Consider the following 11,747-nt stretch of genomic DNA (forward strand, 5'->3'; position numbering starts at 1 on the left):
ATCACACGTCGATATTCCCCGCCCGCAGCGCATTCGTCTCAATGAAATCCCGACGCGGCTCGACCTCATCGCCCATCAGCATCGTGAACACGCGATCCGCCTCGATCGCATCGTCGATCTGCACGCGCAGCAGGCGGCGCACGTTGGGGTCCATCGTCGTTTCCCACAGCTGCTCGGGGTTCATTTCGCCCAGGCCCTTGTAGCGCTGGCGGCTGGTGGTGCGTTCGGCTTCGGCAATCAGCCACTTCATGGCTTGGCGGAAGTCGCTGACCTTTTCTTCCTTTTGCTTCTCACCCTCGCCGCGCATCGCTTTAGCGCCTTCGGCCAGCAGGCCGCGGAAGGTTTCGGCGGCTTCGGCCAGGGCGGCGTAGTCGGCGCCGTGCACAAAGTCTTGCGTGATGACGCTGCTCTTGATGTTGCCGTGGTGGCGGCGGCTGATGCGCAGCAGGGGCTTGTCGGTGCGGGCGTCAAATTCGCCGGCCACTTCGGCGGGGGCGCCGGTGGTGTTCAGTTCGCGCAGCTTGGCCTGCAGGGCCACGGCGCTGGCTTCCGCTTCGGCCACGGTGTCCAGCTTCAGGCTCACGCCGTCGGCAATGGCGCGCAGGGCTTCGGCGTCCATGAAGTTGCCCAGGCGGGCGATCACGCTTTCAGCGATCTGGTGCTTGCGCGCCAGTTCGGCCAGGGTCTCGCCCGTCAGGGTTTGCGGGTTGGCGCCGCCGGTGGTCACGCTGGCGTGGTTCAGCGCAATGCGCAGCAAGAAGCCGTCGAGCGCGGGGGCGTCCTTCAGGTACAGCTCTTCCTTGCCGGCCTTGACCTTGTACAGCGGCGGCTGCGCGATGTAGATGTGGCCGCGCTCCACCAGTTCGGGCATCTGGCGGTAGAAGAAGGTGAGCAGCAGGGTGCGGATGTGGGCGCCGTCGACGTCGGCGTCGGTCATGATGATGATGCGGTGGTAGCGCAGCTTGGCCACGTCAAAGTCGTCGCCCCCGGTGGTGCCGCCCGCCTTGCCGATGCCGGTGCCCAGGGCGGTGATCAGCGTGAGGATTTCGTTGCTGGTCAGCAGCTTTTCGTAGCGGGCTTTTTCCACGTTCAGGATCTTGCCGCGCAGGGGCAGGATGGCCTGGAACTTGCGGTCGCGGCCCTGCTTGGCTGAGCCGCCGGCGGAGTCACCCTCCACGATGTAGATCTCGCACAGGGCGGGGTCTTTTTCCTGGCAGTCGGCCAGCTTGCCGGGCAGGCCCATGCCGTCCAGCACGCCCTTGCGGCGGGTCATTTCGCGGGCCTTGCGGGCGGCTTCGCGGGCACGGGCGGCCTCCACGATCTTGCCGCAGATGATCTTGGCGTCGTTGGGCTTTTCTTGCAGGTAGTCGGTGAGCAGCTTGCCCACGATGTCTTCCACCGGCGCGCGCACTTCGCTCGATACCAGCTTGTCCTTAGTCTGGCTGCTGAACTTGGGCTCGGGCACCTTCACGCTGAGCACGCAGCACAGGCCTTCGCGCATGTCGTCGCCGGTGACTTCGACCTTGGCCTTCTTGGCCAGCTCGTTTTCTTCGATGTACTTGTTGATGACGCGGGTCATCGCGGCGCGCAGGCCGGTCAGGTGGGTGCCGCCGTCGCGCTGGGGGATGTTGTTGGTGAAGCACAGCACTTGCTCGGTGTACGCGCTGTTCCACTGCATGGCCACTTCCACGCCAATGTGCGTGCCGGGGATGCCACCGTACGTTTCTGCCGGGCGCTCGCCTGCGGCGTAGAACGAGGTGGGGTGCAGCACCGTCTTGCCCTTGTTGATGAACTCGACAAAACCGCGCACGCCACCGGCGCCCGAGAAGTCGTCTTCCTTGCCGCTGCGCTCGTCCTTGAGGCGAATGCGCACGCCGTTGTTCAAAAACGAGAGTTCGCGCAGGCGCTTGGCCAGGATCTCGTAGTGAAAGTCGTTGTTCTCTTTGAAGATCTCGGTGTCGGGCAAAAAGTGCACTTCGGTGCCGCGCTTTTCGGTCTCGCCGGTCACCTTCATGGGGCTGACTTCAAAGCCGTCCACGGTGGACAGCAGGCGGTCTTGCACAAAGCCGCGTGCAAATTCGATCTGGTGCACCTTGCCTTCGCGGCGAACGGTCAGGCGCAGCCATTTGCTCAATGCGTTCACGCAGCTCACGCCCACGCCGTGCAGGCCGCCCGAGACCTTGTAGCTGTTCTGGTTGAACTTGCCGCCTGCGTGCAGCTCGGTCAGGGCGATTTCTGCGGCACTGCGCTTGGGCTCGTGCTTGTCGTCCATCTTCACGCCGGTGGGAATGCCACGGCCGTTGTCGGTCACGCTGATGGAGTTGTCGGTGTGGATGGTGACCACGATGTCATCGCAGTGGCCGGCCAGGGCCTCGTCGATGGAGTTGTCGACCACCTCGAACACCAGGTGGTGCAGGCCGGTGCCGTCACTGGTGTCGCCGATGTACATGCCGGGGCGCTTGCGCACGGCTTCCAGGCCTTCGAGGATGGTGATGGCGCCTTCGCCATAGCTTTCGCTGGCGCCGGCCTGGTTGGTGTCGATCTTGTTGACGGTGGGCTCCACATGGCCGGAGACGCCGGAGGATTCGGGCTCGGAGGGAATGTTGTTGTCAACGGTCATGGTGGGCCTTGGGATCCGTGGAAACCGTGGTTTCCAATATGTTCAATGGTCTAATTGGGCGCAAGCGCATATTGAATATGCGCTTGCAGCTATCAATAAAGTAGCGTTCGCGGTGTGGCGCTGCGACTGTGGTGCACGGCGGGTGTCACGCAGCCTCAGATGCGCATGGGCATCACGACGTACTTGAAGCTGTCGTTGTCGGGGATGGTCAGCAGCGCAGAGCTGTTGCCGTCCGAAAGCTCCACCTTCACCATGTCCTGGCCCATGTTGGCCAGGGCGTCGATGAGGTAGGTCACGTTGAAGCCGATCTCGATGGTGTCGCCACCGTAGTCGATGTCGAGCTCGTCCACGGCCTCTTCCTGCTCGGCGTTGTTGGACGCCACGCGCAGGGTGCCGGGCTCCAGGTTCAGGCGCACGCCCTTGAACTTGTCGCTGGTCATGATGGCCGTGCGCTGCAGGCTGGCCAGCAGCGGGGCGCGACCCAGGGTGATGCTGTTCTTGTGGTTCTTGGGGATCACGCGGTTGTAGTCGGGGAACTTGCCCTCGACCAGCTTGGTCACGAACTCCATGCCGCCAAAGGTGAACTTGGCTTGGTTGTTGGCGAACTGCATCTCGATGTGCGGCTGGTTCTCGCCACCCGCATCAGACAACAGGCGCTGCAGCTCGATCACGGTCTTGCGCGGCAGGATGACTTCCTGCTTGGGCACTTCGACGTCCAGCGTAGCGCTGGCAAAGGCCAGGCGGTGGCCGTCGGTGGCGACCAGGCTCAGGGTCTTGCCCTCGGCCACGAACAGGATGCCGTTGAGGTAGTAGCGGATGTCCTGCACCGCCATGGCGAACGACACCTGGCCGAGCAGGTCCTTCAGCGTCTTTTGGGGCACGGCGAACACGGGGCCAAAGGCGGCGGACTCCTGCACCAGCGGGAAGTCTTCGGCCGGCAGGCTTTGCAGCGTGAAGCGGCTCTTGCCGCCCTTGAGGATGAGCTTGGACTGGGCCGATTCGAGGCTGACCGTCTGGTCGCCCGGCATGGTGCGCAGGATGTCGATGAGCTTGCGCGCCCCCACGGTGGTGGTGAAGTCGCCGGTGTCGCCACCCAGTTCGGCCGTGGTGCGGATCTGGATTTCGAGGTCGCTGGTCGTCAGCTGCAGGGCATTGCCCGTCTTGCGGATCAGCACATTGGCCAGGATGGGCAGCGTGTGGCGGCGCTCCACGATGCCAGCCACGGACTGCAGAACCGCGAGAACCTTGTCTTGTGTTGCCTTCAGGACGATCATGTCATCAACCTCTTGTGGTTTTGGGACGGTGCGTGGACAGCGGCACAGGTCATGCCTCCCCCTGCTATCTATAACCCGCCATTTTGCCCCTTAACGGGGTCGCTTCTTCGTGGGGCTGCCCGACGGGCGTTTCCCGCTGGTTATCTACCCTTGGCGCTACCCTTTGAGCGTCTGCTCCAGCACGTGCAGCTGCTGGTTCAACTCGGTCAGCTGCTGGCGTTCGCCCGCAATCTTGCGCACAGCATGCAAAACCGTGGTGTGGTCGCGCCCGCCAAACAATTCTCCGATCTCGGGAAGACTCTTTTGCGTCAGCTCCTTGGCCAGGTACATCGCAATCTGGCGCGGGCGGGCAATACTGGCCGGGCGCTTCTTGCTGTACATGTCGGCGACCTTGATCTTGTAGTAGTCGGCCACCGTCTTCTGGATGTTTTCCACAGAAATCTGCCGGTTCTGGATGGACAGCAGATCACGCAGCGCCTCGCGGGCGAGCTGGATCGAAATCTCTTTCTGGTTGAAACGCGAGTACGCCAGGATCTTGCGCAGCGCGCCTTCGAGCTCGCGCACGTTGGAGCGCACGTTTTTGGCCACGAAAAAGGCGACTTCCTCGGGCATCTCGGTGCCTTCGACGCGCGCCTTGTTGATCAGAATGGCCACGCGCATTTCGAGTTCGGGCGGCTCGATGGCCACCGTCAGGCCCGAGTCGAAGCGCGACACCAGCCGCTCGTGGATGTTGGCCAGGCCCTTGGGGTAGGTGTCCGACGTCATCACGATGTGCGACTTCTTGGCCAGCAGGGCCTCGAACGCGTTGAAGAATTCTTCCTGCGTGCGGTCCTTGTTGGCGAAGAACTGCACATCGTCGATGAGCAGCAGGTCGAGCGAGTGGTAGCGCTCCTTGAACTCATCGAAGGTGCGGCGCTGGTAGGCCTTAACCACATCCGATACGAACTGCTCGGCATGGATGTAGAGAACTTTGGCGTCGGGCTTGTCCTGCAGCAGGCGGTTGCCCACAGCGTGCACCAGGTGGGTCTTGCCCAGGCCGACACCGCCGTAGATGAACAGCGGGTTGTACAGATGGCCGGGCATGCCGGCCACGTGCATGGCCGCAGAGCGCGCCATGCGGTTGGCCGTGCCTTCCACCAGGGTCTCGAACGTGAGGGCGGCGTTGAGGCGGTTGCGGAACGCGCCCGCTGAGGCCTCATCGTTGCTACTGGAGGGGGTTTCGGCTGGCGCTGCGGGGCTGGAGGGCTCCTGCGATGTGGGCCGTACATAAGTCCTGGCAACGGATTCGCGCTGAGCGAGTGCTAACTCCAGTGTGACCGGTTGGCCATACAGGCCTTCGAGCAGCGCGGCAATGCGGCCGGCGTACTGGGCGCGGATCCAGTCGAGCTTGAAGCGGTTGCCCACGAGCAGCGTGACTTTGGAGAAGTCTTCGGCCACTTGGGCAATCAGGGGCTTGATCCAGGTGTTGAATTGTTGTTCTGGCAGGTCTTGTGCCAGTTGCTCAACGCAGGCTTGCCACAGGCCCTGACCGGCATCTGAGCCGGGCGAATTGATAGGGCTGCGGGTGGGTTCCTCGGTCATTTCTGGGGAATTCTTATTGTGGATAGGAGGAACGGGGTAAGGCGGTGGATTGTAGCTTGTCAAGGAGTTATCCACAATTTGAAGGTGGCTGTCATCCGGGGGAATCCGGGGTTGCCATGCGGGGAAGACGTGGCCTGAAAGGGGCGGGCGCTGCAGCCTCCGCGACCCGCTGGTAAAGGCCTGCCCATCGAAAGGCATTGCCAGTCGGCCACAAGCCTGCGATAATTTTGGGTTTCCCTGAATGTGTTCAGGGTGATTTGACCCGGCGCGCCGTTATTTCTGCCCCGTGGGTCTGCCTCCAGGCGATGTTTCATACATAGCGTGGGTGTGCAGATTGCAGGGGGTTCAAGAGCAGCAGTCCGGAACTGAACCTCAAGGAATAGCACCATGAAACGTACTTACCAGCCCTCCAAGACGCGCCGCGCGCGCACCCACGGTTTCCTCGTCCGCATGAAGACCCGCGGCGGCCGTGCCGTTATCAACGCACGCCGCGCCAAGGGCCGCAAGCGCCTGGCCGTCTAAGGCCGATACGGTCTACGGCCTGCTCCCCGCCTGTTCCCGGTTTGTACCGCCAGGTTCCAAACGGGGCGCTTGCATGCACAGGCTAAAAACCCGGCCGCAGTTCCAGGCTGCCATGGCGGGGGGCACTGTCTCCCGCACGGCGCATTTTGCGTTGCACCGTTTGGCACTAGACGCCAACAGCACCGCAGTTGCCAGCCAAGCCGCCACTGTTGCACCTACAGGGCCCGGCTCCTTGCCGCACACGCAAGGGCCGCAGGCCCTGTTTGTCGTTCAGGGCGTCTGGATGGGTGCCATGGTGCCCAAGCGCTGGGCGCGCCGCGCCGTGACGCGCAACACCATCAAGCGGCAGATCTACACCGTGGGCGCCACGTTTGAGGCGCGTTTGCCGCAGGCCGCCCATGTGGTGCGCCTGCGCTCGGCGTTTGATCGCAAGCAGTTCGTGAGCGCCACGTCCGACCAACTCAAGCAGGCGGTACGCGCGGAGCTGCTGCAGCTGTTCGGATATGCCACCCGGCATTCGGGCGCAGCGGTTGCTGCGCCTGTGCCGCCGGTGGCAGAGCCGGTGACTGCCCCATGATGCAGCGCCTGCTGATCGGCGTGGTCAAAGGCTATCGGCTGTTTCTCAGCCCATGGCTGGGTTCGGCCTGCCGCTTTGAGCCGACCTGCTCGGTCTATTCGCTGCAGGCGCTGGAGCAGCACGGCGCTGCGGCAGGCAGTTATCTGACGGTGCGCAGGCTGGTACGCTGCCACCCCTGGTGTGACGGGGGCCATGATCCGGTCCCGCAAGATCTGCCGCGCAGCCTGCGGCTTTTCTCCAGGCTCACCCCTTCCACCACTCCCCCATCCTCACCAAAGAAGTCTTCATGAACGACATTCGCCGCACCATCCTGTGGGTGATTTTTGGCTTTTCCATGGTTCTGCTGTGGGACAAGTGGCAGCTGCACAATGGCAACAAGGCCACCTTTTTCCCGACCACGCCCGCTGTGACAGCCCCTGCTGCTGCCGCAGGCGCGGCCTCCGGTGCGACCGGGGCTGCCAGCGTGCCCGCCACCAGCGTGCCCGCAGCCACAACGGCCGCGCAAGGCGCGGCAGCCGTGCCCGGGCAGCCTGCTGCAGCGGCTGCGCCGGCCAAACGCGAACGCATTGAGGTCAAGACCGACCTGTATCGCCTGGTGTTCGACAGCGAAGGCGGCTCGCTCACGCAGGCCGAGCTGCTCAAGCACGCCGACATGACCGACAAGGCCCGCAACTTCCTGTTGCTGGATGAAAGCGCGCAGCGCGTCTACGTGGCGCAGACCGGCCTGGTGGGCGGCACTTTCCCCACGCACAAGACGGTGATGACGGCCGTTCCCGGCCCGCGCGAACTCAAGGACGGTGAAGACTCCATGAGCATCCGCTTCGAGTCGCCCGACCAGGGCGGCGTGAAGCTGGTCAAGACCTGGACCATCAAACGCGGTGCTTATGACATCGCCGTCAAGCACGACATCGTCAACACCGGCAGCGCCGCTGTATCGCCCCAGCTGTATCTGCAACTGGTGCGTGACGGCAACAAGCCGCCAGGCGAGTCGTCGTTCTACTCCACCTTCACCGGCCCGGCGGTTTTCACCGAAGCCAAGAAGTACCAGAAGATCGAGTTCAAGGACATCGAAAGCGGCAAGGTCGACATTCCCAAGGACTCGGCCAATGGCTATGTCGCCATGGTGCAGCACTATTTCGCCACCGCATGGCTGCTGGCCGACGGCGTGCAGCGCGAGCCCTTCACCCGCAAGGTGGACACCAACCTGTACTCCGTGGGCATGCTGACCTCCCTCGGCACCATCGAGCCGGGCGCCACCAAGACCATCGACGCGCGCCTGTTCGCCGGCCCGCAGGTCGAGACCATGATGGAAAAGCTGTACCCCGGCCTGGAACTGGTCAAGGACTACGGCTGGCTGACCATCCTGTCCAAGCCGCTGTACTGGCTGCTCGACAACCTGCACAAGCTCCTGAACAACTGGGGCTGGTCCATCGTTGCGCTGGTCCTGCTGCTCAAGATCGCGTTCTACTGGCTCAATGCCAAGGCCTACGCCAGCATGGCCAAGATGAAGGCCATCAATCCCAAGATCATGGAGATGCGCGAGCGCCTGAAGGACAAGCCGCAGCAGATGCAGCAGGAGATGATGCGCATCTACCGCGAGGAAAAGGTCAACCCGATGGGCGGCTGCTTCCCCATCATGATCCAGATCCCGGTGTTCATTGCGCTGTACTGGGTGCTGCTGTCCAGCGTCGAGATGCGCAACGCGCCCTGGATCGGCTGGATCCACGACCTCTCCGCGCCTGACCCATTCTTCATCCTGCCCTTGCTGATGACGGCCAGCTCGCTGCTGCAGACCGCCCTGAACCCCGCGCCACCAGACCCGATGCAGGCCAAGATGATGTGGTTCATGCCGCTGATCTTCAGCGTGATGTTCTTCTTCTTCCCAGCTGGCCTCGTGCTGTACTGGCTGACGAACAACATCCTGTCGATTGCGCAGCAGTGGATCATCAACACCCGCATGGGCGTGCCACCGCAGTTCAATCTGCCCAAGTTCAAGTGATGCGGCAGCGGCAACGCTGACATCCACGAACTGACCCCCGAAGGCCGCGCAAGCGGCCTTTTTTCTGTCACCTTGTAAAGTCTCTGCCCATGCTTGCCCGCCACCACGACCCCATCGTTGCCATCGCCACTGCCCCCGGGCGCGGGGCCGTCGGCATCGTGCGGGTGTCGGGCAAAGGGCTGGAGGGCCTGGTGCAGGCGCTGTGCGACCGCACTCTCAAGCCCCGCGAAGCGACGTACCTGCCCTTTCGGGATGCACAGGGCCAGGCCATCGACCAGGGGCTCGCGCTGTACTTCCCCGGCCCGCACAGCTACACCGGCGAAGACGTGCTGGAGCTGCAGGCGCATGGGGGCCCGGTGGTGCTGCAGCTGCTGCTGGCGCGCTGCCTGGAGGCGGGGGCTGCCACCCAACCGGCCACCGGCCAGCCCTGTCTGCCGGGCCTGCGCGTGGCTCAACCCGGGGAGTTCACCGAACGGGCTTTCCTGAACGACAAGATCGACCTGGCCCAGGCCGAGGCGATTGCCGACCTGATCGACGCCAGCACGGAAGCCGCAGCCCGCAGCGCCAGCCGCTCGCTGACCGGCGCGTTTTCTGCAGAAATCCACCGCCTGCGCGACGCACTCATCCATCTGCGCATGCTGGTGGAGGCCACGCTGGACTTTCCTGAAGAAGAAATTGACTTCTTGCGCAAGGCCGATGCGCATGGCCAGCTATCGAACTTGCAGCAAACGTTGGCCTCGGTGATGCAGCGCGCGCGCCAGGGCGCTTTGCTGCGCGAGGGCATCAAGGTGGTCATCGCCGGGCAGCCCAATGCCGGCAAAAGCTCGCTGCTCAATGCGCTGGCAGGGGCCGAGCTGGCCATCGTCACGCCCATTGCCGGCACCACGCGCGACAAGGTCCAGCAGACCATCCAGATCGAAGGGGTGCCGCTGCACATCATCGACACCGCCGGCCTGCGCGACAGCAGTGATGAGGTCGAGCGCATCGGCATCGCCCGCGCCTGGGACGAGATTGCCGGGGCAGACGCCGTGCTGTTCCTGCACGACCTGTCGCGGCAAAGCGCTCCTGAATATGTAGCTGCCGACGCAGATATCGAAAGCGCCTTGGGGCAAAAATTGCCAAAAAACATCCCCGTGATCGATGTCTGGAACAAGCTGGACTGCGCGGCCGGTGTTGCCCCTACGGCCAACCCCGGGCGCCCTACTGTGCATCTGTCGGCCCGCACCGGTCAGGGACTGGACGACTTGCGACGGCTGCTGCTGGACGTGGCGGGCTGGCAGTCGGCGCCCGAGGGCATCTACATTGCCCGGGCGCGGCATGTGCAGGCGCTGCAGGCCGTGTCGTTGCACCTGCAGGAAGCTGCTGACCAACTGCAGGCCCAGGGGCCGGCGCTGGACCTGCTGGCCGAGGAGCTGCGGCTGGCGCAGAACGCCCTGAGCGCCATCACCGGCGAGTTCACCTCCGACGACCTGCTTGGCGTGATCTTCTCCAGCTTCTGCATCGGTAAATAGCGACCGTTGGTCGCCCTATCTTGTAAACGGACGTAAACAGCGCTTGTGTCTGATCTGTAACAGGGTTACTTTCGGCGGACCATGAATGTTCCCATGCCCGTTGCCTCCAAGGTGGACCTCAAAGGTCTGATCGACGCCATTGCCCAGACCACGGCGGAGGACAGCATGACCAACCCGCTGACGGCCGCCCAGTGGGAGGTGCTGTCGTCCTACCTGCTCCCGGTGGTGTTGCCCGCGGGCCAGGTGCTTTTCAGCCAGGGTGCCACGGACCGCACCCTGTACCTGGTCGAAAGCGGCAGCCTGAGCGTGCACTACCAGGACGAAAAGGAACGCCTGCGTCTGGCCATTGTGGGCGCGGGGTCGGTGGTGGGTGAAGGCGCTTTCTTCTCGCACCGTGCGCGCAGCGCCACCGTGCAGGCCAGCGCGCCGTGCAAACTGTGGAGCCTCACGGCCATCCGCTTCACCGAGCTGACCAACCGCCAGCCCGCCATTGCCCTGGGTCTGGCCATGGCGGCAGGGGCTGTGCTGGCCAAGCGCCTGGGCAACCGCCGCCGCCGCGTTGCGGCCACCTGACAGGCGGGGCCTGTCGGGGGTTTCCCTCGGGCTTCTTCCGCCTTCTGCGGGGGGATGGCGCGTTACACTCGATTTGGATTTTGTCCAGGCACCATCCGAAGAAAGCAAGCCATGTCCCTGTTCAGTTGGTTCAGCCGTAAACCCGCTCCCGCCAAGCCCCGCGCAGCGGCCGAGCCCTCCGGCCTGTTCAACGCCGACGCCACCGTGCCCCTGCAACCTGGGCGCCAGGGCAAGCCGCTCGTGGAGCCCCAGCCCCCAGAGCACGCCGCCAACCGCAAGAACGAGCGCATGGAGCGCCGTGAGCTGCTCTATACCGTGGTGCGCGACGCCATGGTGCGCGCTGGCGTGCTGTCGGCCAGCTACAAGTTCAAGGTGCTGTCGCTCGACCAGCGCGGCCGCCAGTTCCTGGTGATGATGGACCTGGCCCGGGAATACGGCGGCGAGACGGTGCGCCTGAGCGAGATCGAGGCGCTTATCGCCCAGACCGCCAAAACCCGTTACGACATCCTGGTGACGGCCGTGTACTGGCGCATCAACGACCATGTGGCGGTGGGCATTCCGCAAAAGGGCGTGGCGCCCCAGGGCGCTGCGCTGCCGTTGCAGGCGGCTTCTACGGCGGTGCGCCGTCCGCCAGCAGCAGCGGCCACTGCCCCGGCACCCCTGGCCCCGTCGCCTGCACCGCTGGCGGGCGCACGCCCCGCCGCGGCTGCCGCGGCACCTGTTTCTCCTGCTCCTTTGGCGCCCGCTGCGGCCCCGCTGGCTGCGCGCCGCCCGCTCGGTGCGGTGTCGGCCCCCGCACCCCTTGTGTCTGCACCCGCACCGCTGGCTGCCACGCGGCCTGCCTCTTCTGCCCGCTTCGAACCCATCGAGGCCGACGAGGTGGCCGCGTTCAAGCGCGCGCTGGCCAACGCCGCAGGGTCATCGGCTGCCACGGCTGCGGCCGCCAAGCCAGGCGTGCCGGTGCGCTCCGGTCCGCTGCTGCCACCGTCCCAGCCCACAGGGTTTGAGGACACCGAAATGCCCGGTGCCGACGGTCCCGCTCCCGACCTCAGCAGCACCCAGTACGGCGAACTCAACTGATCCAGGGGTC

At 64.4% G+C, this 11,747-nt stretch carries 10 protein-coding genes; 7 read left to right on the forward strand and 3 right to left on the reverse strand.

Translation table 11 applies throughout. From position 1 onward, the window contains the following. Position 1 precedes the first annotated feature (1 nt). The 3 genes from gyrB to dnaA form a co-directional block, all read right to left on the reverse strand. On the reverse strand, positions 2-2,620 hold the full coding sequence (gene gyrB, locus CLU87_RS20970; RefSeq protein ID WP_056742601.1) for a DNA topoisomerase (ATP-hydrolyzing) subunit B: 2,619 nt from the start codon (positions 2,618-2,620) through the stop codon (positions 2-4). Positions 2,621-2,775: 155 nt separating this feature from the next. Then, a complete protein-coding gene (gene dnaN, locus CLU87_RS20975) occupies positions 2,776-3,894 on the reverse strand; it encodes a DNA polymerase III subunit beta (RefSeq protein WP_056056813.1) in 1,119 nt (372 codons plus the stop codon). A 156-nt stretch (positions 3,895-4,050) separates the two neighbouring features. Further along, the gene (gene dnaA / locus CLU87_RS20980; protein ID WP_082522279.1) at positions 4,051-5,475 is read right to left on the reverse strand and encodes a chromosomal replication initiator protein DnaA; all 1,425 of its coding nucleotides are present in this window, start codon (positions 5,473-5,475) and stop codon (positions 4,051-4,053) included. A 387-nt stretch (positions 5,476-5,862) separates the two neighbouring features. Between dnaA and rpmH the strand changes: the two genes are divergently transcribed. The 7 genes from rpmH to CLU87_RS21015 all read left to right on the forward strand — a co-directional run bounded on the left by rpmH (position 5,863) and on the right by CLU87_RS21015 (position 11,737). Beyond that, positions 5,863-5,997 carry a 50S ribosomal protein L34 gene (rpmH, locus tag CLU87_RS20985; RefSeq protein ID WP_005798102.1) on the forward strand — a complete coding sequence of 45 codons (135 nt, stop codon included), beginning with the start codon at positions 5,863-5,865 and terminating at the stop codon, positions 5,995-5,997. A 73-nt stretch (positions 5,998-6,070) separates the two neighbouring features. Next, on the forward strand, positions 6,071-6,574 hold the full coding sequence (locus tag CLU87_RS20990) for a ribonuclease P protein component (protein WP_056742603.1): 504 nt from the start codon (positions 6,071-6,073) through the stop codon (positions 6,572-6,574). After that, on the forward strand, positions 6,571-6,864 hold the full coding sequence (gene yidD / locus CLU87_RS20995) for a membrane protein insertion efficiency factor YidD (protein ID WP_082522278.1): 294 nt from the start codon (positions 6,571-6,573) through the stop codon (positions 6,862-6,864). Before CLU87_RS20990 ends, yidD begins: the two co-directional genes overlap by 4 nt. Then, a complete protein-coding gene (gene yidC, locus CLU87_RS21000) occupies positions 6,861-8,573 on the forward strand; it encodes a membrane protein insertase YidC (RefSeq protein ID WP_099731684.1) in 1,713 nt (570 codons plus the stop codon). Before yidD ends, yidC begins: the two co-directional genes overlap by 4 nt. An 89-nt stretch (positions 8,574-8,662) precedes the next feature. After that, the gene (gene mnmE, locus CLU87_RS21005) at positions 8,663-10,084 is read left to right on the forward strand and encodes a tRNA uridine-5-carboxymethylaminomethyl(34) synthesis GTPase MnmE (protein WP_099731685.1); all 1,422 of its coding nucleotides are present in this window, start codon (positions 8,663-8,665) and stop codon (positions 10,082-10,084) included. An 81-nt stretch (positions 10,085-10,165) separates the two neighbouring features. After that, positions 10,166-10,657, forward strand: a complete 492-nt coding sequence (locus tag CLU87_RS21010) for a Crp/Fnr family transcriptional regulator (protein ID WP_043565827.1) — start codon at positions 10,166-10,168, stop codon at positions 10,655-10,657. A gap of 111 nt (positions 10,658-10,768) precedes the next feature. Beyond that, complete coding sequence (locus tag CLU87_RS21015) at positions 10,769-11,737, forward strand: hypothetical protein (RefSeq protein WP_099731686.1); 969 nt, start codon at positions 10,769-10,771, stop codon at positions 11,735-11,737. Positions 11,738-11,747 lie beyond the last annotated feature (10 nt).

It is taken from the genome of Acidovorax sp. 59 (assembly GCF_002754175.1).
Lineage (GTDB): Bacteria > Pseudomonadota > Gammaproteobacteria > Burkholderiales > Burkholderiaceae_C > Acidovorax > Acidovorax delafieldii.

Bases quoted from the DNA above. Each gene is read 5' to 3' on its own strand.
- gyrB (WP_056742601.1), bottom strand. From the start codon at position 2,620: ATGACCGTTGACAACAACATTCCCTCCGAGCCCGAATCCTCCGGCGTC.
- dnaN (WP_056056813.1), bottom strand. From the start codon at position 3,894: ATGATCGTCCTGAAGGCAACACAAGACAAGGTTCTCGCGGTTCTGCAG.
- dnaA (WP_082522279.1), bottom strand. From the start codon at position 5,475: ATGACCGAGGAACCCACCCGCAGCCCTATCAATTCGCCCGGCTCAGAT.
- rpmH (WP_005798102.1), top strand. From the start codon at position 5,863: ATGAAACGTACTTACCAGCCCTCCAAGACGCGCCGCGCGCGCACCCAC.
- CLU87_RS20990 (WP_056742603.1), top strand. From the start codon at position 6,071: ATGCACAGGCTAAAAACCCGGCCGCAGTTCCAGGCTGCCATGGCGGGG.
- yidD (WP_082522278.1), top strand. From the start codon at position 6,571: ATGATGCAGCGCCTGCTGATCGGCGTGGTCAAAGGCTATCGGCTGTTT.
- yidC (WP_099731684.1), top strand. From the start codon at position 6,861: ATGAACGACATTCGCCGCACCATCCTGTGGGTGATTTTTGGCTTTTCC.
- mnmE (WP_099731685.1), top strand. From the start codon at position 8,663: ATGCTTGCCCGCCACCACGACCCCATCGTTGCCATCGCCACTGCCCCC.
- CLU87_RS21010 (WP_043565827.1), top strand. From the start codon at position 10,166: ATGAATGTTCCCATGCCCGTTGCCTCCAAGGTGGACCTCAAAGGTCTG.
- CLU87_RS21015 (WP_099731686.1), top strand. From the start codon at position 10,769: ATGTCCCTGTTCAGTTGGTTCAGCCGTAAACCCGCTCCCGCCAAGCCC.